21 protein-coding genes and 1 riboswitch are annotated in these 21,789 nt (G+C 63.0%); of the genes, 6 read left to right on the top strand and 15 right to left on the bottom strand.

Annotated elements, in window-relative coordinates:
- Window positions 1-51: 51 nt before the first annotated feature.
- The 7 genes from AC6I97_RS16975 to AC6I97_RS17005 all read right to left on the bottom strand — a co-directional run bounded on the left by AC6I97_RS16975 (window position 52) and on the right by AC6I97_RS17005 (window position 9,263).
- On the bottom strand, window positions 52-1,368 hold the full coding sequence (locus tag AC6I97_RS16975; protein WP_224092138.1) for a deoxyguanosinetriphosphate triphosphohydrolase: 1,317 nt from the start codon (window positions 1,366-1,368) through the stop codon (window positions 52-54).
- Window positions 1,369-1,432: 64 nt separating this feature from the next.
- Complete coding sequence (gene dusB / locus AC6I97_RS16980) at window positions 1,433-2,614, bottom strand: tRNA dihydrouridine synthase DusB (protein ID WP_497945498.1); 1,182 nt, start codon at window positions 2,612-2,614, stop codon at window positions 1,433-1,435.
- A gap of 42 nt (window positions 2,615-2,656) precedes the next feature.
- Window positions 2,657-4,129, bottom strand: coding sequence for a YibE/F family protein (locus tag AC6I97_RS16985; protein WP_497945499.1), 1,473 nt, complete (start codon window positions 4,127-4,129; stop codon window positions 2,657-2,659).
- 54 nt (window positions 4,130-4,183) lie between these two features.
- Complete coding sequence (locus AC6I97_RS16990) at window positions 4,184-5,557, bottom strand: FAD-binding oxidoreductase (protein WP_497945500.1); 1,374 nt, start codon at window positions 5,555-5,557, stop codon at window positions 4,184-4,186.
- A gap of 213 nt (window positions 5,558-5,770) precedes the next feature.
- Window positions 5,771-6,733 (bottom strand): GNAT family N-acetyltransferase, encoded by a 963-nt coding sequence (locus tag AC6I97_RS16995; protein WP_497945501.1) that lies wholly within the window; start codon window positions 6,731-6,733, stop codon window positions 5,771-5,773.
- A 2-nt stretch (window positions 6,734-6,735) separates the two neighbouring features.
- A complete protein-coding gene (locus AC6I97_RS17000) occupies window positions 6,736-8,121 on the bottom strand; it encodes a glycine--tRNA ligase (RefSeq protein ID WP_216925355.1) in 1,386 nt (461 codons plus the stop codon).
- Window positions 8,122-8,258: 137 nt separating this feature from the next.
- A complete protein-coding gene (locus AC6I97_RS17005; RefSeq protein WP_497945502.1) occupies window positions 8,259-9,263 on the bottom strand; it encodes a DMT family transporter in 1,005 nt (334 codons plus the stop codon).
- Between the two features lie 23 nt (window positions 9,264-9,286).
- Between AC6I97_RS17005 and AC6I97_RS17010 the strand changes: the two genes are divergently transcribed.
- Entirely contained in the window at window positions 9,287-9,514 is a 228-nt protein-coding gene (locus AC6I97_RS17010; RefSeq protein WP_224092129.1) for an RNA-binding S4 domain-containing protein, read from the top strand.
- A gap of 67 nt (window positions 9,515-9,581) precedes the next feature.
- Here the strand turns inward: AC6I97_RS17010 and AC6I97_RS17015 are convergent, their stop codons facing one another.
- A complete protein-coding gene (locus tag AC6I97_RS17015) occupies window positions 9,582-10,232 on the bottom strand; it encodes an alpha/beta hydrolase (protein ID WP_497945503.1) in 651 nt (216 codons plus the stop codon).
- Between the two features lie 68 nt (window positions 10,233-10,300).
- On the opposite strand from AC6I97_RS17015, the gene AC6I97_RS17020 reads away from it, so the two are divergent.
- Genes AC6I97_RS17020 through AC6I97_RS17030 form a run of 3 tightly spaced genes read left to right on the top strand, consistent with a single transcriptional unit; the run spans window position 10,301 to window position 12,856 of the window.
- Window positions 10,301-11,146, top strand: coding sequence for an SGNH/GDSL hydrolase family protein (locus AC6I97_RS17020; RefSeq protein WP_224092127.1), 846 nt, complete (start codon window positions 10,301-10,303; stop codon window positions 11,144-11,146).
- Between the two features lie 29 nt (window positions 11,147-11,175).
- On the top strand, window positions 11,176-12,411 hold the full coding sequence (locus AC6I97_RS17025; RefSeq protein ID WP_497945504.1) for a winged helix DNA-binding domain-containing protein: 1,236 nt from the start codon (window positions 11,176-11,178) through the stop codon (window positions 12,409-12,411).
- Window positions 12,412-12,454: 43 nt separating this feature from the next.
- A complete protein-coding gene (locus tag AC6I97_RS17030) occupies window positions 12,455-12,856 on the top strand; it encodes a hypothetical protein (protein ID WP_497945505.1) in 402 nt (133 codons plus the stop codon).
- Between the two features lie 6 nt (window positions 12,857-12,862).
- Here the strand turns inward: AC6I97_RS17030 and metX are convergent, their stop codons facing one another.
- Window positions 12,863-13,984 (bottom strand): homoserine O-acetyltransferase MetX, encoded by a 1,122-nt coding sequence (gene metX / locus AC6I97_RS17035; protein ID WP_224092107.1) that lies wholly within the window; start codon window positions 13,982-13,984, stop codon window positions 12,863-12,865.
- 14 nt (window positions 13,985-13,998) lie between these two features.
- A riboswitch (SAM riboswitch) is annotated at window positions 13,999-14,113 on the bottom strand.
- Window positions 14,114-14,264: 151 nt separating this feature from the next.
- A complete protein-coding gene (locus AC6I97_RS17040; protein WP_497947158.1) occupies window positions 14,265-15,620 on the bottom strand; it encodes a bifunctional o-acetylhomoserine/o-acetylserine sulfhydrylase in 1,356 nt (451 codons plus the stop codon).
- Between the two features lie 187 nt (window positions 15,621-15,807).
- Between AC6I97_RS17040 and AC6I97_RS17045 the strand changes: the two genes are divergently transcribed.
- The gene (locus AC6I97_RS17045) at window positions 15,808-16,446 is read left to right on the top strand and encodes a VOC family protein (RefSeq protein WP_216925364.1); all 639 of its coding nucleotides are present in this window, start codon (window positions 15,808-15,810) and stop codon (window positions 16,444-16,446) included.
- A 177-nt stretch (window positions 16,447-16,623) separates the two neighbouring features.
- Here AC6I97_RS17045 and AC6I97_RS17050 read toward each other — a convergent pair whose 3' ends face one another.
- Window positions 16,624-17,391, bottom strand: a complete 768-nt coding sequence (locus AC6I97_RS17050; RefSeq protein WP_497945506.1) for a CPBP family intramembrane glutamic endopeptidase — start codon at window positions 17,389-17,391, stop codon at window positions 16,624-16,626.
- A gap of 112 nt (window positions 17,392-17,503) precedes the next feature.
- Between AC6I97_RS17050 and AC6I97_RS17055 the strand changes: the two genes are divergently transcribed.
- Window positions 17,504-18,160 (top strand): histidine phosphatase family protein, encoded by a 657-nt coding sequence (locus AC6I97_RS17055; RefSeq protein ID WP_309927761.1) that lies wholly within the window; start codon window positions 17,504-17,506, stop codon window positions 18,158-18,160.
- A gap of 41 nt (window positions 18,161-18,201) precedes the next feature.
- Here the strand turns inward: AC6I97_RS17055 and AC6I97_RS17060 are convergent, their stop codons facing one another.
- From AC6I97_RS17060 to AC6I97_RS17075, 4 genes are read right to left on the bottom strand one after another with little or no spacing between them, the layout of a single operon-like run.
- On the bottom strand, window positions 18,202-18,993 hold the full coding sequence (locus tag AC6I97_RS17060; RefSeq protein WP_224092101.1) for a DeoR/GlpR family DNA-binding transcription regulator: 792 nt from the start codon (window positions 18,991-18,993) through the stop codon (window positions 18,202-18,204).
- 23 nt (window positions 18,994-19,016) lie between these two features.
- Window positions 19,017-19,871 (bottom strand): class II fructose-bisphosphate aldolase, encoded by an 855-nt coding sequence (locus tag AC6I97_RS17065; RefSeq protein WP_497945507.1) that lies wholly within the window; start codon window positions 19,869-19,871, stop codon window positions 19,017-19,019.
- On the bottom strand, window positions 19,853-20,854 hold the full coding sequence (locus AC6I97_RS17070; protein WP_497945508.1) for a 1-phosphofructokinase family hexose kinase: 1,002 nt from the start codon (window positions 20,852-20,854) through the stop codon (window positions 19,853-19,855). Before AC6I97_RS17070 ends, AC6I97_RS17065 begins: the two co-directional genes overlap by 19 nt.
- The gene (locus AC6I97_RS17075; RefSeq protein ID WP_497945509.1) at window positions 20,851-21,786 is read right to left on the bottom strand and encodes an ROK family protein; all 936 of its coding nucleotides are present in this window, start codon (window positions 21,784-21,786) and stop codon (window positions 20,851-20,853) included. Before AC6I97_RS17075 ends, AC6I97_RS17070 begins: the two co-directional genes overlap by 4 nt.
- Window positions 21,787-21,789: the final 3 nt, after the last annotated feature.

Below are 21,789 nucleotides of genomic sequence, written 5' to 3' on the forward strand. Positions count from 1 at the left end.
TCCGCCTTGACGGCCCTGGCTGAAGGCTGGCGGAGCAACAGGCTGATAGTGCTACCAGAGCGACGGCAGGCTCCCCACCAGGCGCTCGTACATGGCCAGCGCGGAACCATCCGTCAAAGACGCCACCTGGTCAATCACTACCCGCAGCCGGGCGCCGTCATCGGCAGCGTCACGCCAGTCAGCAGCGAACATCGGCTCGAGGTGGCGGTCGCCCGTGGCATTCAGCACGCCCACGAGCGCGTGCAGGACTTCACGCTGGCGTTCGTAGACGGGCTGGCGGTGGTCCGTGGAAATGACGAATGTAGTAGCCAGGCCCTTCAGGACCGCGATTTCGGTCACGGTGTCCTCCGGGACCATCAGCTCGGCGCCATAGCGGGTCAGGTTGGCAGGGCCGAAATGGTCCCTGGTGGTTTCCATGGCGCTTTGGCAGAACCGGCCGATGAGCTGGCTGGTCATGTCTTTCAGCGCGGCCATGGATTTCCGGCTCCCGTCAGCCTCGCGGACCCACACTTTGGTGGCTTCCAGCCGGGCAAGGGCAGCATCGATGTCAGCAGGATCGTTGTGTGGGAGGTACCACTGCTTGGTGTAGCCCACAACGCGGGCACGGTGGTCCGGATTCTCCATCCACTTCAGTTGGAAGTGGCCTGCGACGATTGCGTCCTCGACGTCGTGGACCGAGTAGGAAATATCGTCCGCGAGGTCCATCACCTGGGCCTCAATGCAGGAGCGGTTACCCGGAGCGCCCTCACGCAGCCATTCGAACACGGGAAGATCGTCCTCATACGCGCCAAACTTGCTGGTGCGGTGGCCATGGATGACGGGGGCGTCGACGGCGGACCACGGGTACTTGGACGCAGCATCCAGGCTGGCGCGGGTCAGGTTGAGCCCGGCGGGCCTGCCGTCCTCGGCAAGGACTTTCGGTTCCAGGCGCGTCAACAACCTCAGCGTCTGCGCGTTGCCTTCGAAGCCGCCAATAGTATGTGCTACTTCGTTGAGTGCTGACTCACCATTGTGGCCGAAGGGTGGATGGCCAAGGTCATGGCTCAGGCATGCGGTATCCACAACGTCCGGGTCGCAGCCCAGTGAACGGCCAAGTTCGCGGCCTACCTGGGCAACCTCCAGGCTGTGCGTCAGCCTGGTGCGAACGAAATCGTCCGTGTCCGGAGCAACAACCTGCGTTTTCGCGCCGAGCCGCCGCAGGGCCGAGGAATGCAGGACCCGTGCCCTGTCGCGTTCAAAGTCGGAGCGGTAGTTGGTTTTTCGCGGCTCTTCCACCCACCGCGCAGAATCCGCTTCGGTGTAGCCCGGAATTGCCTGCACGTAGTCGTGCGGCGTTCCGGTGCGGCCCAGCATCGCTTCGGTTCCCATGGGTATCTGCCTCCTTCAAGCGCCGTTGTGTGGTGCCTCTTGAGCCAGTCTTACACGTGTGAAGCTAGCCTCCTGACACGTCCAGCTCTGCTGCGGAGATTTCGGCACTCTGTTCCGCGTTCAGCTGACGGCTCATGAGCCAATCCTTGGGCAGCGCAGGCTTCTTCGGTGATCCGGCACGGCCGCGCGGGCCCTCGGAATCGACGCCCGGATACGGCAAATCCATGTCCAGTTCATCAAGGAGTCCGCGCAGGACCTCCAGGGTGGGAACGGTGGCCAGCTTGGCGCGAAGCTCCCCGCCAACTATGTAACCCTTGAAGTACCAGGCCATGTGCTTACGGATTTCCCGCAGTGCCTTGTACTCATCGTTACCGAAGGTCTCCACCATGAGCTCTGCGTGACGGTAGACGCCTTCGGCGACCTCCCGCAGCCCCGGACGGTGCCGCTGATCGCTGCCTTCGAACGCCGCCTGCAGGTCACCGAACAGCCACGGGCGTCCCTGGCAACCACGGCCTACCACCACGCCGTCCACACCGGTTTCCCGGACCATACGGACAGCGTCCTCTGCGGACCAGATGTCACCGTTTCCCAGCACCGGAATGTCAGGCAGCGCCTCACGAAGGCGGGCAATTGCGGACCAGTCAGCCTGGCCGGAATAGAACTGGGCGGCGGTGCGGCCGTGAAGGGCGACGGCGGCCACTCCCGCATCGCGGGCGATCCGTCCGGCGTCGAGGTACGTCAGGTGGTCCTCGTCAATGCCCTTGCGCATCTTGATGGTGAGCGGGATGCCACCCTTGGAGGCTTCCTTCACCGCGGTCTGCACTATAGACGTGAACAGATCGATCTTCCATGGCAGCGCGGAACCACCACCGCGGCGGGTGACCTTGGGCACCGGGCAGCCGAAGTTGAGGTCAATGTGGTCAGCCCGGTCTTCCTCGACGAGCATGCGGACAGCCGCGCCGACCGTTACGGGGTCAACACCATAGAGCTGCACGGAACGGACTTTCTCGTCCTCATCATGGGAGATGATGCGCAACGATTCCGGGGTCCGTTCCACCAGCGCACGCGAGGTAACCATCTCGGCCACGTACAGGCCACCACCGTATTCACGGCAGAGCCTGCGGAAGGCCGAGTTGGTGATGCCCGCCATGGGGGCAAGGATCACGGGAGTGTCCACGGTGATCCCACCGAGCTGCAAAGGCGGAAGCTCAAGCTTTGGGGCAGGGGGCGTTGCTACTACAGTCACCCATCCATTGTTGCAAATCAGGGCAAATCGACCCTTTGCGCCCTACGGAATCGGTTTTTCCCCGTCGCCCCGGCGCTCCGCCTCACGCTGGGCACGGCGGCTCCCCGGGCGGGCAGGCTTGCCGGCCGCGCGGGAAGACCGGCCGCCGTCGAGCGTTTCGGCCCTGCCGGAACCCACGACGGCGGCCGCAGCAGCGAGCGTACCGGTATCGTCCACGTCCTCCGGATTCACGGACAGCGCGGGCGCAGGGACGGCACCCTTCACGCCTGTGGCCTTGACCACCAGGACGGCTATCAGCGTGGTAACAGGGATGGCGAGCACCAGTCCGATGGAGCCGACCAATGTCCGGATGACTTCCTCGGACAACTCCGCACTGGTCAGGGCCTCGGCAAGTGGGCGGTCGTAAAGCATCACAATGATCAGGATCGGAAGGGCGGCACCAGCGTACGCGAAGGCAATCGTGTAAACCGTGGAGGCGATGTGGTCCCGGCCAATCCGCATGGCCGAGGAGAATAGCTTCCGGGCGCTGGTGTTCGGGGCCAGTTCGTAAAGTTCCCACACGGCAGATGACTGGGTAATGGTGACATCGTTGAGGACGCCGAGGCCTGAGATGATCAGGCCGCACAAGATGATGCCGGAGATTGAAATCTTGTCCGACATATTTATCAGCGTTGCAGCGTCATGGTCACCGACGCCTGCAAGGTTGGCAGCATCCGTGGCCCACGCCGCCAACAGCGCTGTGATGCCCAACCCGAAGATGGTTCCCAGCAGGGCCGTGGACGTCCTCGCCGAGAAACCGTGGGCGAAGTACAGGACCCCGATCATGATCACCGTGGAACCCACCAAAGCCAGCATGAGTGGCGGCTTCCCCTCCACAAGCCCCGGAAGGATAAAACTGACCAGCACCGCATAAGCGCCAACCAGGCCAAGGAGTGCCCGGAAGCCGCGCCAGCGGGCCACAGCGATCACTACCACCGCATAGAGCACGGCCAGCAGCGCAATCGGCAGGCTCCGCACGAAATCCACAAAAACGTACGACGGCGAGCCGTTGGCCTGCGCCGCGCCCTGGACACCGGAAAGGTTCAGATAGCGGATCGAATCCCCCACATTCACGCCATGGGATTTAGCGACGTCGGGGTTGATCACCACCTTGACGGCTTCCCCGCCCTTGTCCGGCTGCGTGAAGGCGAAAGTGCAGTCGGATCCGCCGGACTGGCCTGGATCGGTTTGGCCTGCACCGGTTTGTCCGGTTTGTGTGCAGCTTTCCTGCACCACGCTCTGGATCTTTCCGGTATCGAAAGTCACCCCCGGGGCAGCCTGGTAGGGACTCGCGAAGGAGATTCCCTCCCGGCTGCCCGAGGGCCACATGACCATCATGGCAATGACAGTGAGCACCCCAAGTGGAACCAGCACCGCAGCCAGGAGCCAGTTGGCGCGCTTCCGGGACGCAATCGCCTGCGGGGTTGGCTCGGAACTTTCAGAATGACCGTGACCGTGGGAGTGTCCGTGACCCATCAGCTGCAAAACCTCATGGTTTCAAGCCTAGCGGGGTCAAACGCAAACCCTTCCTCAGGCTGGCTTGATGTTCTGGTTCACGTGGAAAAGGTTGCCGGGATCGTACTTGCTCTTGACCTGCACCAGGCGATCCCAATTGGGGCCGTAATTGTCAGTGACCCGGTTCTGGTCTTCAGCGTCCATGAAGTTGATGTACCCGCCCAGCGCCGAGTGCGGTGCAAGGGCCGCCGCATACCCTCGCGCCCAGGCGATGTTGGCTTCGTTGTCCGTGGGTTCCATCCATTGGGCCGCAATGACGGGCGCAAACTTCATGTCACGGTGCGCAAAGGCTGTGTCATGGACGCCAACGCGTGAGACGGCGCCGTCGATGGGGTAAATATGGACAGACGTATTGACGCTCGTGACCGTCGCGCCATGTTCGGCATGGGCTTGGATGGCGCCGTCGTTGAGCTCGGGGAGGAAGTTCGCCTTCCAGTAGCCCTGCATTCCTTTCTGGTTGAGCGCGTCGAAGGCAACGTTCAGGGCTGGGTACGGCATGGGAGCTACCAGTGAGCCCGCAACAGGGGCTGCGTCCAGGAACGGCTGCCACCGCGCTTCGCCTTCTCCCAAATCCCCCGTCCACATCCCAACCACCACACAGACGGGCTTGCCGTGCCACTCTTCGGGTAGGAACGGGACTGGCGGGCCCTGATGGAATCCCAGGAAAGCGCCGAACTCTTCGGGCGCGTTCGCGATGTAATCGCGGTAGAAGCGGGCGACTGTGTCCGTATGTTCTGCGCCGTAGAGGATGACTCCGGCATGGACCATATCAACAGGATGGAGTTTGAACTCGAACGAGGTCACCACGCCAAAGTTGCCGCCACCGCCCCGGAGCGCCCAGAACAGGTCCTCGTTCTGGTCCTCGCTGGCCACCAGGAACTTTCCATCAGCCGTGACCACATCGGCTGAAACGAGGTTGTCGCAGGAGAGACCGTACTTTCGGGCAAGGTAGCCTATTCCCCCGCCCAGGGTCAGTCCCGCAACTCCCGTGGATCCGACGATCCCGCCAGTGGTCGCCAATCCGAAGGCGTGCGTTGCGTGGTTGAAGTCAGCCCAGGTGGTGCCGCCTTCGGCCCGCGCAGTGGCGGTCTCCGGGTCCACCCGGACCCCGGTTCGGTTGACGAAGTCCAGCACCAGGGCGTCATCCGCCGTTCCATATCCAGGAGCACTGTGTCCGCCGCCCCGAATGGCCAGGGGCATGGAATTCTCCCGTGCGAAGTTCACCCCCGCAATCACATCCGCAACTTGGGCCACCCGGACGATGCCCGCCGGACGTTTGTCGACCATGGCGTTAAAGACTGCCCGTGCCGAATCATATTCAGGGTCTTCGGGAGTGATGAGCTGTCCGCGCAGCTGATCCCGCAGCCCGTCCAAGGTCGTTCCGTTCATTGTTGTTACCGCCGATTCAGAGGAGACCGGAGCTATTCCACAGACGCCGCTTCCCTCCGAGTGTGCCGGCGCGTGGCTTACGTCGCCTTCCTACTCCTGCGCCATGGCCGAGTCAAGACTTTTCCACCACGAATGCGGGCTGAGCTTAAAGCGAGGATCCCGCCCTGCCCATCGGCGATGGGCAGGGCGGGATCCGGACATGAAAGTACGTGGTCAGTCGCTCACGATCAGTGTGTCAGCGCCACGAACGTGGGCCTTGCCCGACTCCAGCAAAGGTGCCAGAACGCTGCGCAGCGCCGTCATGGATTCGTCCACTTCCAACAGCACGGGGTGCTGGTACGCAATAAGCGCCAGAAGATCCCGTACGGCAGCTTCGGCGTCGTCGGCGGACAGCTTGGGATCGTGACCCAGGAAGACATCCGAGGGCTCCTCGGAGTTCCCCTGGGCGTAGCTGATGGCGAAGGCCTGGATCTTTCCTTTTCGGCTGGCCGGCACTCCCCCGCCAAAGGCGCTTGCCTTCGGAGCACGAAGCACAATGGCTCCGTGCGCCCCGGTGAGATCGTGCAGGAAGAGCCGCTGCACCGTAGCAATGCTGAGCTCGCCCGGGCTGTCCCAGTGATGGACAGCTGAGTAGTAGCGGCCCACCACTTCGCTGAGTTCCACGGATCCGGTGGCGAGGTCCTCCACGCGCTCCGAGGCAGCTTCCTCGGAACCGTCGCCGAACCGCGGGAGCTTCAGCGGCTCAGGCTCCACTACTACCAACTGGGAACGCTGGATGGGTCCCAGGCGTGCGGCTTCGGCGAAAGCAGCCCCCGGGGTGCCCGGTTCAACCTTGCTGCGGAGCTTGGAAACGCCCGACGGCGAGTTCCCGGCTTCGCGGCGCAGCATGGTCAGCAGGGTGGCACCGACGCCGTTCCGGCGATGGTCCTTGGCAACCTCGATGTAAGCCCAGAGACGTTCCGGGTGCAGGGACGCTTCGTGAACCACGCCGGCCGCAACGGGGATGCGAACGCCGTCAACGACGTCTTCGGCAACGATGCAGCGGCGCCAAGGCTGGTTGCTCGAAGGCGCCAAAGCAGCACGGAACTGTTCTGCAGGGAGGGTCTCCGGGCCGCCCCAGATTTCCAGGAGGGCGAGGTCGTCGCCTTCCTTCCACTCGCGGTATTCCAAGGCCACGGTTAGGCGCCGATCAGTCGTGCTGCCAGGTAAGCCTCAACCTTGTCCAGGGACACGCGTTCCTGGCTCATGGTGTCGCGCTCACGGATGGTCACGGCCTGGTCTTCGAGGGTATCGAAGTCCACGGTGATGCAGAACGGAGTACCGATCTCGTCCTGGCGACGGTAACGGCGGCCGATGGCGCCGGCGTCGTCGAAGTCGATGTTCCAGTTCTTGCGCAGCTGGGTGCCCAGCGCCTTTGCCTTCGGGGACAGGTCCTCGTTGCGGCTCAGGGGCAGGACAGCGGCCTTGACCGGGGCAAGCCGCGGGTCCAGCTTCAGGACCGTACGGACGTCGACGCCGCCCTTGGCGTTGGGTGCCTCGTCTTCGGTGTAGGCGTCAATCAGGAACGCCATGAAGGAGCGGGTCAACCCGGCAGCCGGCTCGATCACGTATGGGGTGTAGCGCTCATTGGTGGCCTGGTTGAAGTAGCTCAGGTCCGTCCCGGAAGCCTTGGCGTGCGTGGAGAGGTCGAAGTCCGTGCGGTTCGCGATACCCTCGAGCTCGCCCCACTCGGAGCCTTGGAAACCGAAGCGGTACTCGATGTCCGTGGTGCCCTTGGAGTAGTGGCTCAGCTTCTCAAGCGGGTGCTCAAAGAAGCGGAGGTTTTCTTCACGGATGCCCAGGCTGGTGTACCAGGACATGCGCTCCTTCATCCAGTACTGGTGCCATTCCTCATCCGTGCCGGGCTCGACGAAGAATTCCATCTCCATCTGTTCGAACTCGCGGGTACGGAAGATGAAGTTGCCCGGCGTGATCTCGTTGCGGAAGGACTTGCCGATCTGGCCAATGCCGAACGGTGGCTTCTTCCGGGACGTGGTGAGGACATTGTTGAAGTTCACGAAGATGCCCTGGGCCGTTTCCGGACGCAGGTAGTGCATGCCCTCATCGTTGGCCACCGGGCCAAGGAAGGTCTTCAGGAGGCCGGAAAATTCCTGCGGCTCCGTCCATTGGCCGCGGGTGCCACAGTTGGCACAGGCAATGTCCTTCAAGCCGTTCTCGGCGGGGCGGCCCTTCTTTTCCTCGTACTCTTCCTCAAGGTGGTCGGCACGGTAGCGCTTGTGGCAGGAGAGGCATTCCACCAGGGGGTCCGAGAACACCTCGACGTGGCCGGAGGCTTCCCAGACCTGGCGGGGCAGGATGACCGAGGAGTCCAGGCCTACGACGTCTTCGCGGCCGCGGACCATGCTCTGCCACCACTGGCGCTTGATGTTTTCCTTCAGTTCCGCACCAAGGGGTCCGTAATCCCACGCCGAACGGGAACCACCATAGATTTCACCGGCCTGGAAGACAAAGCCCCTCCGCTTGGAGAGGGAAATGACCTGGTCAAGGACGGATTTTGCTGCCATGGGTACTCCATTTGTTCTACAGGGCCGCTGGGTGCGGTCCGCGGTGGTTGCCCCGGATTCCGAACGAGGTTGTCCGGCGGGGTGGGCTGGGGAATTGGTGCGGATAATAACTGTGCAGAAAAGCTGCGTGTCCTAGCCTACCGGCCTTTGCCCGGGACCTTTCGTGCGAATGCTCCCCTGGGCCAGGGCAGCGTGGCCACGACGATCGCCGCGAGCGTCAATACCGTACCCAACACCGTGGGCAAGGCGACCACCGCACCGGGACTGGGGATCACGACGTCGAGCACTAAAGAACCCACCAGCTGCCCGGCGATCATGCCCAGACCGGTGACCAGCACGCCGAGGCTTCGGACCAGGAGCGCCGCAAGCCCAATGAAAAGGCAGCCCATGGGGCCGCCCAGGTAGAACCACCATTCACCCGGAAGCGGGTTGCCCGCGCCTGCCACGGAAAGCTTGATCAGCCAGGCAATCCAGAGGATGACGGCACCGGCGATGAAGTTGACCAGCGTGGCTGCGACAGGGGTCCCGTAGTGAACAGTGGCGGTTCCGTTCATGGCTTGCTGGAAACTCATGAGAAACCCTGCAGCCAGTGGCAACAGTACGGGCAGCACCAGGGAGGCGATGTCGGTATTGCCCCCGAACCGCGGGGAAACAGCCCACGCAACGGCGGCGACCGTCAGCACACTGCCCAGGATCCGCACTCCGGTAATGGACCGTTTGCCGCCGGGACCTATGCCCATTCGGTCCACAAGGAGGCCGCTCAGGGTCTGCCCGGTGACCACCGCCACAGTGAACAGCGCAACCCCCAGCAGGCCCACAGTGAATGTTTGCGCGATGACGAAGAGGGCGCCGATCCCACCGGCCATGACGTAGAAGCGGGGAAAGCTACGGCTGCGGACCGCCGGGACGATGCGCCGAAGGCCTGCCCTGCCTTTGGGTGTGGCGAGGGAAATGGCCGCAATGAGGACGAGGCCTGTGGTGAAGCTCACCACAGCTGCGGCGATGCCATCGTTCAACCGGGCCCCGAGGGCCCCGTTGATCCTTCCTTGAAGCGGAATGACCAAGCCAGTTGCTACTGCAACAGGGAGGCCAATGGCGAGCGGAAGGGTGGAACGACGGGAAGACTGCGGCACTGACACCACACTACGTCAGGCATCATTGCTTTATGAGCAACCCGGAAATCGAAGAGGTCCCCATCCGCGACGACATGATCCGCCTCGGGCAGCTGCTGAAGCTGGCCAACCTGGTGGAGGACGGCGTGGAGGCCACCGAGCTCATTAAGAATGGCTTGGTGAAGGTCAACGACGAGATCGACGAACGCCGGGGCCGCCAGCTGCACGCCGGCGACACCGTCACCGTCAACGGCCAGACCGTAAGGATTATCTCCGCCTGAAGCAACGCGGGGTCACTTAAAGCCCATGGTGACGCCATTTATGGGCCGTAAGTGACCCCGCGTTGCATTAAGATGCGAGGACTTTGTGCGTCAGGAATTCGCCTACGTGGCCGATTTCCTGCTGATTAATGCCATGCCACATGCCTGTGTAGAGCACCTTGGTGAGGTCCACGTGCTTGCGCACCCACCCCATGGTGTATTCGATCTTGTCCGGAGTAATGACAGGGTCCTGCTGGTCGCGGCCCCAGAACATCGGCGAGGTGCCGTCCAGTTCGGCATCGCGGAAGGCGGGGTCATCGCCGGCGTCCACCACGAAACCCGAAAGCCCGACGACGGCAGCGAAGTCCGCGGGACGGTACCGGAGCATGGTGGTCGCCATGGCCATGCCCATGGAGAAGCCGAGCAGCGTCACTGAAGAATGATTGGCTTTGACCGTATCCAACCATTCAAGGGCGTACTCCGCGGCAAGCTTTACTGCTTCCAGCGAATAGTCGATTGACGCAGTGAGCGGGAACCAGGTGAAGCCGGGGCCCATGGGCATTGGCGCCCGCAGGGAAGCCACCACAAAGCCCTCGGGAAGCAGGCCCGCGAGGCTGAAGAGATCGTCTTCATTGGAGCCGTAGCCGTGCAGCAGCACCAGAAGCGGCTTGCCCTCCCGTTCAGCTTCTTCATGGGACCACAGGACAACGGGCGCGGGGAATGCAACGGCTTCAGTCATGGGTCTATTCTTGCAGTTACTGATGAGTAACAACCTACGGTGGCGTAGGTTCGCAGGTTCAAGGCAGGATGGAAAGCGTGAGTGACGTCAATTCATTGGTGAAGCCGGGCGAACCGGTTCAAACACACCCTTGGAGCCGTTACGTGGCACTGGGGGATTCGTTCACGGAAGGCATCGGCGATCCGGAGCCCCGGAACCCCGGCGGCTTCCGGGGATGGGCTGACCGTGTAGCGGAGGAACTGGGCCGCGGTCATGAGGATTTCGCTTATGCCAACCTTGCTATCCGTGGGCGGCTGCTGCAGCAGATCGTGGATGAACAAATTGGCCCTTGCCTGGAACTCCAGCCGGACCTTGTCTCGATTTCGGCTGGCGGCAATGACCTCATCCGGCCCGGTGGCGACCCGGACCTCTTGGCGGAGAAGCTGGACGCTGCTGTTCAGGAACTGGCCTCCGGTGGGGCGACTGTGGTGCTGTTCAACGGACCGGACACTGCATCCTCGGTGTTGGGCCGCATCCGTGGCAAGGTGGCCATCTACAACGAAAACCTGAGGACTGTAGCTGCACGGCACGATGCCATCATCGCGGACATGTGGTCCCTGAGGCAGTTGGCCGATCCGCGGATGTGGGACGAAGACCGCCTGCACTTCTCACCTCTGGGACACCACACCATCGCGATGATGGTCCTTGAAGCGCTGAACGTCCAGCACACCCTCGAGCCCCTGGTGCCCAAGCCCCTGCCGGTCCGCACCTGGCGCGAGGCCCGATCCTCGGATCTGGTGTGGGCCCGCGAGTACTTTGTTCCGTGGGTTATCCGCAGGTTGCGGCATCGATCCTCCGGCGACGGCATCACCCCCAAACGCCCGACGCCGGGACCGGTCTTCGGCCCCAACGGCACCATGCTGCCGCGCGGCTGAGCTGATGCGACTGCGGCCGGGAGGATTCGATGCAGCCTAACAATGTTGTCCCCCTGCGCCTTCGCCGTCAGCAGCTGCGGGCTCCCTACGGCGAAAACGTTGATGATGTTCTGCGCAACCTCCTGGCGGTGCAGTCGCAGGAATTTCCGTATGCCAGGTGGAGCCTCGCCCAGAGGGCGGTCGGGAGCACTGCCCAGAGGGCGGTCGGGAGCACTGCCCAGAGGGCGGTCGGGAGAACTGCCCAGAGGGCGGTCGGGAGCACTGCCCAAAGGGCGGTCGGGAGCACTGCCGATGAGGTGGAGCAGGCGGTGGCTGATGGCAGGATCCTCCGGACGCATATCCTGCGGCCGACGTGGCATTTTGTGCACCGTGACGACCTCGGCTGGTTGATGGGTTTGTCTGCAGATCGCCTTCATCAAGGCAACAAGGGCATGTACCGGCAGGCGGGAGTTGATGAGCACGCAGCCGCCCGCAGCGGGCACATCCTTGCCGAAGCGGTGGCCGGTGGAGCCCACAAAACACGCGAAGAACTAGCCGGAATTCTGGAAAAGGCGGGGCTCCCCGGCAAAGGCCTTGGCTTCGTTTACCACCTCATGCACGCCGAGATCAGCAAAATCCTGGTGAGCGGCAGCCCGGTCCGTTCTGCAGGGGGTGCACTGAAACAGACATACGCCTTGTTCGAGGAACGTGTGCCCGACGGCAATATGTCCCTGACGGAGGACGGCGACCGCGAATGGGCCTTGGGCCAGCTGGCCCTGCGGTACTTCAGCAGCCGGGGACCTGCCACCATCAAGGACTGTGCCGCGTGGTCCGGACTGACCATCAAGGATGTACGGCTTGGCTTGCAGGTAGCTGAAGAGTCCGTTCCGGGCGCGTTGGCAACTGTGGCGGTGGACGGCTTGGACTTCTACTTGCCAGCAGAAGATGTGGAGGCACTTGCAGCGACTCCCCCACCAGGTGACGATGGGCCAGGACTTCCCCGTGTCGATCTCATCCAGTGCTACGACGAGTACGTGATGGGCTATTCACAATCGAGGCATTACCTCGGCGGCAGGGCGCCCTATTTCCCCGAGGGCGATGCTCCAATTCACGTGGTGTTGCTGGATGGCAGGTTGACCGGATGGTGGCGCCACAGCTTCTCGGATGGGATCTGCGAACTCGACATCAGAATGAACAGGCCACTCACAACAGCCGAACAACAAGCCTTGGAGGCAGAAGTGGAACGCTACGGGAAGTTCCTGGGCATGGAGACAAAGCTGGTGTGAAACTGCGGGACTAAGCTGGGTTAAGACCTAGGAGGCCTGCACCGTGAACAATCTGATCTTCTGGATCATCGTCTGCTCGTGGCTGATTCCCATGGGGATACGCATGTACAACAAGTCCCGGGCGCGGCGGCTCCAGGACCGCAATTTCCCGGGCCCGAATTATCCGGGCCCCGGCTATCCCCCGCAGAATCTTCCGGGACCGGGTTACCCGCAGCCGAATTATCCGGGCTATCCCACGCAGCCCACCACCATCCGCCCTGCCGATGCCCCACCGCCGCCAGGACCGGCGTCGAACGCTTCTTCACCTACGTTTCCGAGCCACAGCGGCTCTGAGCAGCAAGGCTTCCGCGCGCGCAAGCTGGCCGAACTGGACCTCAAGTTCAGCAACGGCGAAATTGCCATGGAGGATTACATGAAGCAGCGCGGCGACATCATGAACGGCTGAGCCGGCTTAGGCGAAGAAGGCCTCGCGAAGCTGCTTCGATAGTTGCCCGATTTCGGTGAGGAAGCCATCGTGGCCGATGGGGGCCTCGATCACGTGGACAGGCACATTGCCTGGCAGGTTTTGCGCCAGTTCCACTGACTGGGCCGGAAAATAGAGGCGGTCGGAATCGACGGCTGCCACAAAGAATTCAGCAGTGGCCGCGGCCAAGGCTTCCTTCAAGGTGCCCCGGCCCCGTCTGATGTCGTGGGACATCAGCGCCTCGGTGATGGCGATGTAACTGTTCGCATCGAACCGGCGCACCAGCTTGGTGCCTTGGTGATCGAGGTAGCTTTCCACCTGGTAGCGGCCACGCTCCCCCAGGACCGCAGCGGCCAGGGGCGTCTCCTGGTGCTGGGCTTCCCGGCCGAAGCGGACATCAAGCTCCAGCGCTGACCGGTACGTGATGTGCGCTATCCGTCGGGCCAGGGCAAGGCCTGCCTCAGGAGTTGGTCCACCGTAGTAATCGCCGTTGTTGAAGTTCGGGTCCTGGCGGATGGCGAGCGTCTGCGACTGGGCGAAAGCGATTTGCTCGGCTGTGCTGTAGGCGCCCACAGAAATAACCGCGCACCGCTGAACACGCTCAGGGAAGGTGACCGCCCACTCAAGTGCCCGCGCCCCACCCATGGAACCGCCAAGGACTGCGTGCCATGCCTTGATCCCCAAAGCATCAGCGAGCCGGGCTTCAGCCACCGTGCTGTCGCGCAACGTGATCAGCGGGAAGCGGGATCCCCAGGGCCGTCCGTCCGGCGCCTCTGACGATGGGCCCGTGCTACCGTAACAGCCGCCCACAATGTTGATGGAGATAACGAAGAACCGGTTGGTGTCGATCGTCGCGCCGGGACCAACGAGTTGCTCCCACCAGCCTTCCTCATCAGTTGCACCGCGGGCCACATGCGTGCTGCCCGTCAGTGCGTGCTGAACCAGGACTGCGTTGGACGCATCCGCATTCAACTGCCCCCAGGTTTCGTAGGCAAGCACAACATCCGGGAGAAAACCGCCGGCTTCAAGTTCCAGCGAACCTACGCCGGCGTACTTGACCGTCCCGTCTTCTTTGCCCGGTTTGGGGGGTGCTGTAGCAGTAATGGTCATTCCTTTGACACCTAACCTCGCGCTTGCCTGCCGCCTTGCGTGCGACAGGCCAGGTCTTCACCCGGGGCACCCCACCGCGGAGGAGGGTTGCCGGCCAGCAAGCCGGGGCTGTCGCTGGCACTCATGACCTAATACGTAGAGTCTAGGAAAAATACCGCTGTCTTGGCGAAGAATGTGACAGCTGTGTGACGGTTTGGCGCCGCTTCGTTCAGGAACACGCACCGCGAAGGGCCGCCCGGCGAATTTTCGACGGCGGGCGGCCGCTCTCCCAGCAGCGCGATTAAGCGCCTTTGGCAGCCCGGAAACCGGCCTCCAGATCAGCAATAATGTCGTCCACGTGCTCTATTCCCACAGAGAGGCGGACGAGGCCTGGATTCACGCCCGCAACCAGCTGCTGTTCGACCGTGAGCTGGCTGTGGGTAGTCGACGCCGGGTGGATAACCAGCGAGCGGACGTCACCGATGTTGGCAACATGGGAGTGCAACTCCAGGCCGTCGACGAATCGCTTGCCGGCCTCGACGCCACCCTTGATGTTGAATGCCACCACTGCACCGGTACCCCTCGGCCCGTACTTACGGCCGCGGTCGTACCAAGGGCTGGACGGCAGGCCCGCGAAGGCAACCGATTCGACGTCGTCATGGGCTTCCAGCCATTCAGCCACTTTGGTGGCGTTCGAGACGTGACGCTCGACGCGCAGGCTCAGGGTTTCCAGGCCCTGGGCGATGAGGAAGGCGTTGAACGGGGAAACCGCCGAACCCAGATCGCGCAGCAACTGCACGCGCGCCTTGAGAATGTAGGAGAGGTTGGCTCCGAGCGCGCCATCCTTGCCAAGGTCCCGGGCGTAAACGAGTCCGTTGTAGCTGGGGTCCGGAGTATTGAATCCGGGGAAGCGCTCCGGGTCCTTGCCGAAATCAAAGTTTCCGGAGTCCACGATCACGCCGGCGATCGCCGCGCCGTGGCCGCCCAGATACTTGGTAGCCGAGTGCACCACGATGTCCGCACCCCACTCGATGGGACGGATGAGGTAGGGGGTTGAGAGCGTGTTATCCACGATGAGCGGCACGCCAGCCTCGTGCGCGGCGCGTGAAACACCCTCGATGTCCAGGACGTCCTGGCGCGGATTGGACACAACCTCGCCGAAGAACAGCTTGGTGTTGGGCTGCACGGCGTCCCGCCACTGGTCCAGGTTGTCCGGATCCTCCACGAACGTCACGGAGATGCCGAACTTCTTCAGAGTGTGCGCCAGCAGGTTGTAGGTGCCACCGTAGAGGCTGGGGCTCGCGACGACATGGTCTCCGGCCTCGGCAATGTTCAGGATAGCGAAGGTTTCCGCGGCCTGTCCTGAGCTAAGGAGCAACGCGCCCAGCCCGCCTTCGAGGCTGGCGATCCGCTGCTCCACGGCGTCTTGTGTTGGGTTGCCGATACGCGTGTAGATCGGGGCGAGCTCGGCCAGTGCAAAGCGGTTGGCTGCGCTCTCTGCGCTCGGGAAAACGAAGGACGTGGTCTGGTAGATCGGAAGCGACCGCGCCCCCGTGGCAGCGTCGGGCTCCTGCCCTGCGTGGATCTGGCGGGTTTCGAAAGACCATCCTTGGGACATTGGGTTCTCCTCTTCGTGGCGCGCGGGTTTGCCGTTGATCGCTGTAGGCGTGGGCTGGGGCCAGTCTAGGAAGCGCCCGGGTACTTGGACAGCATTGTGACGAAGGCAGTATTTTTCAGTCTTTACGCGACCCGGCGTGAAGCGTTCCAGCGGCGCACAATAACATCCCATGTTAGTAAGGCTTCCCTTAGCTGAGACCCCGATCACAAAGTGCCAAGATGAAGCCATGCGCATGGATCACGTCTCTTACGCTTGTGAACGAGATGGCCTTTTGGCCACCACCGAACGAATTTCCGCAGCTCTGGGAGTGGACGCAGTCCGGGGCGGAGTGCACCCGCGCTTCGGTACCCGGAACATGATCATTCCCTTGGCGGATAACAAATACCTGGAAGTCGTAGAGGTCCTGGACCACCCTGCTTCCGACAAGGCACCCTTTGGCCAGGCAGTCCGCGCACGCTCGGCGGCTGGCGGCGGTTGGATGGGCTGGTGCGTCGCCGTTGACGACCTCGCCCCCTTCGAGGAACGCCTCGGCCGGTCCGCAGTTCCGGGCAACCGCAAGTTCCCGGATGGCCGCGAACTCGTATGGCAGCAGATCGGCATTCTCGGCTTGATCGCCGATCCCCAGGTGCCTTACCTGCTCAAGTGGGAGGGCGATCCCTCACTGCACCCGTCCAAGGTCTATGAGAGTGACGTCAAGATGTCCAGCCTCACCATTGCAGGCTCGGCGGAGCGCGTTACCGAATGGCTGGGCGAGCCCGTCGAGAAGCCGCTTGAGGACGTCGCTGTCCAGTGGATGGCCCCGCACGGTACGCCTGGCATCATGTCCGTCACTTTCGAAACCGCATCCGGCGCCGTCACTATCTGACGCACACCTTCCCTGGGGCCTGGTCCCCTCCAGTCCAGCATGTTGGGTCACAGGTCCAGTGTGTCCGGTCAAGCTTCGGCCGCCATCAGCGGGTGCCAACGACGTCACCCACCGATGGCGGCCGGATTTCTCTTTAAGGGTCCCCTGGCTTTAAGGGTCCCCTGGCTTCAAGGCTGTCTAGCCCAGGCCTATCGCCTTGCCGAAGAGGCTGAAGCCAACGAACGCGACGATGTCCAGCAGCGCATGCGCAATGACCAAAGGCATCACCCGCTTCGTCTTGGTATAGATCCCGGCGAAGACCAAGCCCATGGCGAAGTTGCCGATGAACGGCCCGAAGCCTTGATACAAGTGGTAGCTGCCGCGAAGGGCCGCGCTCACGACAATGGCCAGCGGCGTGCTCCAACCGAATTTTCCGAAACGGTCCATGAGGTATCCCACGACGATCACTTCCTCAACGATCGCGTGGCGAATCGCGGAGAGAATCAACACAGGCACTGTCCACCAGTAAGCCTCCAGGCCGCTGGGCACAATGGCGGTGGTGATACCCAGGGCACGGCCGGCCGCGTACAAGCCAAGTGACGGGATGCCAATGACTGCTGCGAGTCCCAATCCGTGCAAAAGGTCCTTGCCGGGGCGTGCGAAGTTGAACCCCAGCCGGGCAAAGCCACTTGCGCCTTCCCGCCCACCCTGGGCATGCGATGACAGGAAATAGAACACCAGGACCACCGGCACCAAAGCGAAGACAATGTCCAGTAGTTGATACGTGAGGTCGAAGTACTCGCGGGTGCTTTGGGACCTGTTAAGAGTGGAGGTTGCCTCGGACAGCGGCGCCCGCGTCATCTTGTCCAGGAGCTGCACCACGGAATACACAGCTGATTGGCCCAAAGACAGGCCCAGTACGATAAGTACTTCGGCGCGCAGGCGGCGGCGGGAAGCAAGGAGCATGTACCTATCTTGCCTGCAGTTCCTGCCACTTTGCCGTGAACTGTGCACGTTCCCGCTCCATCCGTAGGCAGACCCTATGCTTGGTGGGATGAGTGCCCCAGGGAGAATCTTCATGATCCGGCACGGCCAGTCCGCCGCCAATGCCGACACGTCAATCTACAACCGTGTGCCGGACTACCGCATTCCGCTGACCGAACGTGGAATTGAACAGGCGCGGATAGCTGGTGAGGCCCTCCGGCAGAAGCTCGACGGCGAGCAGGTCTGCGTTTATGTGTCCCCCTATTTGCGGGCATACCAGACTCTTGAGGCGTTGGACCTGGGACCGCTGATCGAGCGCGTCATCGAAGAACCTAGGCTGCGTGAGCAGGACTGGGCCAATTTTCAGATTGCCGGGGAGATCGAGGACCAGAAGGAGTTGCGCAACCTTTACGGCCACTTCTTCTACAGGTTCCGCGAAGGCGAGTCAGGCTCGGACGTCTACGACCGCGTGTCCTCATTCATGGAGACCCTTTACCGCCATTGGGAAAAGCCGACGTATGCCCCAAATACCCTCATGGTCACCCACGGTCTGACCATGAGGCTGTTCTGCATGCGCTGGTTCCACTGGACTGTTGAGTATTTCGAATCGCTGAACAACCCGGACAATGCCGAACTCCGAACGTTGGTAAGGACCGACGACGGCCAGTACAGCCTGGACAAACCGTTCAGCCAGTGGGTGCCACGGGATGTTGACGATTCAGTGCTTCACGCGCCGAGAATGCGTTTCTAGCGGGAACGGTTAGTTGCGGGAACGGTGGGTTGCAGGACCGGTTAGTTGGCAGGTGCGACGATAACTTCCGTGCCCTTGGCTTCAAACGCGGCCTTATCTTCAGCGCTGATCCCGGCGTCCGTGATGAGGTGCCGGAAGTCATACCCTGCCATGGCCGCAAAGGAGCGGCGGCCTACTTTCGAGGAGTCAGCCACCACGTAGGATTCGGTGGCCCGGCGCGCCATGACGGTGTTCACCATTGCTTCGCCTTCATCGGTGATCGTGGGGCCGAGGTCCGGGTCAACACCGTTGACCCCGATGAACGCAATGTCCAGGGCAACCTTCTGCATGATCACGTCGGTGTAGGGCCCCACGAGCTCGTAGGAACGCGGATTCAGGATGCCCCCGGTAACCATGATCTTGATGTTCGGACGAACGGCGAGCTGCGAGGCAATGTTGATCGCGTTGGTCACCACCGTGAGGGTGGGCCTGTTGGACGGTGCGTTGAGGTCCTCACGGGTGGACAACAGCTGCGCCAGCGCCGTGTTGGTGGTTCCCCCGCTCAAGCCGATCACGGCTCCGGGGCGGATCAGGGCCGATGCCGCCTGGGCGATCTCCTGCTTGGCCAGGGCGTGGTCGTCACGGTTATAGCGGCCCGGGAGATCGTATGCAACGGATCCGGTGGTGGCGCCACCGCGGGTACGGCTCAGCAGGCGTTGTTTCGCAAGGCTGTCCAGGTCCCGGCGTGCCGTGGCCGGTGACACGCCAAGCCGCGTCACGATGTCCTCGACTTCCACATGGCCGGATTCGGCCAGGAGGTCAAGGATGGCGGTCAGCCGATCGGTGCGGGTCATGACGAGCCTTTCGCGGGGTCTGGCTATTTCGCTTTGGCGAACAGCGTGAGCATACGTGCGGATTCCAGCGCCAGTGCGTCCCGGCCGGCCTTGATGTACTTCCGGGAATCCACCACTGCGGGGTTGGCATCGAGGTACTCACGGACGGCACGGGTGAAGAACCCGTTCAAATGTGTGGATACGTTGATCTTAGTCATACCTGCCCCGATTGCGGCTACGAGCATGTCGTCTGTGACGCCTGAAGAGCCGTGCAGGACCAGTGGTTTTCCGACCGCAGACTTCAGCCGCGTGATCAAGTGCAGGTCCAATGCAGCGCTGCGTTCGGTCATGGCGTGGGAGGATCCAACGGCGACGGCGAGCGCATCTACACCCGTTGCTTCAACAAACGCCTGCGCCTCCGCGGGGTCGGTACGGACACCGGGTGCATGGGCGCCGTCCTTGCCTCCCACTTTGCCGAGTTCGGCCTCCACGTAAACGCCTCGCTCGTGGGCGTAACGGGCTACCCGTTGTGTGACTTCGACGTTCCATTCGTAGGGCAAGTGCGCGCCGTCGAACATCACGGAGCCAAAGCCCAGGTCCACGGCCGCGATGGCGAGGTCCTCGGATTCGGCATGGTCCAGGTGAACCGCGACGGGCACTGATGCTTCACGGGCGATCGCCAAAGCCGCCACCGCGATCGGTTCCAGTCCACCGTGGTATTTCGCGCAGTTTTCCGAAATCTGCAGGATCAGTGGAACTCCCGCTGTCTCGGCACCCGTCACCAGTCCCTCCGCCGTTTCCACATGGATGACATTGAACGCGCCTTGGCCCGTACCGTTGGCCGCGGCCTTGTCCATCAATTCCCGCGTGCTGACAAGGGTCACCGGGTCTCCTTCCATGTCACGATGAGTTGTTCTTCAAGTTCCTGGTACCTCGGCGAAATCTCGCCTGCTGCAGGCATGAGCACTGCCGCGGCGGACCAGGCTGTGGCCCGGCGCAGAATCTCGCGGGGTTCCGTAATGCCTTCGGCGAGGGCGACGGCGGCAGCCGCCACACCGGCGTCGCCCGCCCCTGTGGGGTTGCCGCTTAGGGGCCCGGGGAGGTGGGCACTCCAGTACCCGCCGGGCGATGCGTGGTCGAAGGCGAGCATTCCCTCCGCACCGGCGCTGACAAGGACCGTCCGGGCGCCCATGGCAATCAGCGAGAGCGCGGCGGCTTCCACACTCGCCTCCCCCGTGGCTTCCGCGAGCTCGTGGTGATTGGGTTTCAGGACATCGGCACCCGCCTGGGCTGCGGTGATGATTCCGGGTCCCGAGGTGTCAAGGATGGCCGGGATGCCGGCGTCGTGTGCCAGCTTCACCAGGGACGGGTAGAAATCGGCGGGTGCATCCGGCGGCAGGCTGCCGGACCCCACCAGCACAGCGGCCGGACCTTCTCCGTCATCGCCGTGCAGGGCTTTCACGACGGCGGCGGTCAGCGAGCGCCAATCGTCCGGCAGGAGTGCCTGGCCCTCCTCGTTGAAAATGGAGGTTTCGCCGGCGAGGGAGTCCACGAGCGCGATGCTGCGGCGTGTCTCGGCGGCGACAGACACCAGCGCATGTGGCACCCCGCTCGTCCAAAGTTCAGCGGCCAGGGTCTGGCCCGCGGCTCCTCCGGTAGGAGCGATGGCCAGCACGGGATGGCCTACTTGGTGAACCACCCTGGCAACGTTGAGCCCTTTACCCCCGGCACGGCTGATGGGTGTGGGAACCCTGTGGCTGGCGCCTTCGGTGATTCCGTGGACTGTGTAGGTCATGTCGATGGCCGGATTGGGTGTCACGGTGACAACGCGGGTTCCGGCATTTGGGGACGTGCCGCTGCGGGCCGCGTCGTGACCGGTCATCGCGCACCGTCCAGGAGCGCTCGTGCGTTCAATGCCGCTCCAAGGAGTCCGGCGTCCTGGCCAAGCTGGGCCTGGATGAGGCGTGGGCGTCGTTGGAAGTCCAGGATTTGGTCAACCCGGGCACGGAGCGGCTCGAGAAGGTCCTCGCCCGCTTCGGCCAGGCCTCCCCCGATCACTACCGCTTCTGTGCCGATGATGTTCACGCACTGGCAGATCGTGAAGGCCAGGGCGTCCACGGCGTCTGCCCACACACGGGCAGCCACGGCATCTCCCTTTTGGGACCGGAGCAGGACGTCGCGGGCACCGTCCACGGCATTCCCCGACTTCCTGCTGTACCGTTTGGCGATGGCGCCTGCCGAACCCACGGCCTCGAGGATGGTGGCCCCTGTTGCCTCAGTTCCGGCGTCGGGGTCCGGTACCTGGGCGTGGCCGAGTTCGCCGGCGAAACCACCGGCGGTGACGGCCACACCACCGGAGAAGACTGCCGCGGCGATTCCAGTGCCCACCACCATGACCACGACGTCGTTGAACTCCTTGGATCCGCCGAAAGCGTGTTCCACGGCAGCGGCGGAGCGCACATCGTGATCGAACGCCACGGGAAGCCCCAGCCTCTTCTCGGCCTCAGCAGTGAACGGGAAGTTACGCCACCCGAGGTTCGCGGAGTAGATTCCGATTCCTCCTACGGAATCCACGATGCCAGGGACGATGACGCCCGCTGCTTTGGCCGGGATGTGCGGAAACTCGGATGCGAGCTCATCAGCGAGCCCTGCGAGCCTGTCCAGCACCGCTTCCCCTGGGTGCGCTGGATCAAGGGGCGTGGGTACCCGGCGCATGCCCAGGACGTTTCCGAAGGCATCCACGAGTCCGGCCTTGACGTCTGTACCGCCAACGTCGAAGGCCAGGACCGCTGATTCTGCCTGCCCAAGAACCATGAC

The sequence above is a fragment of the Arthrobacter sp. TmtSoilC48 genome (assembly GCF_059739425.1).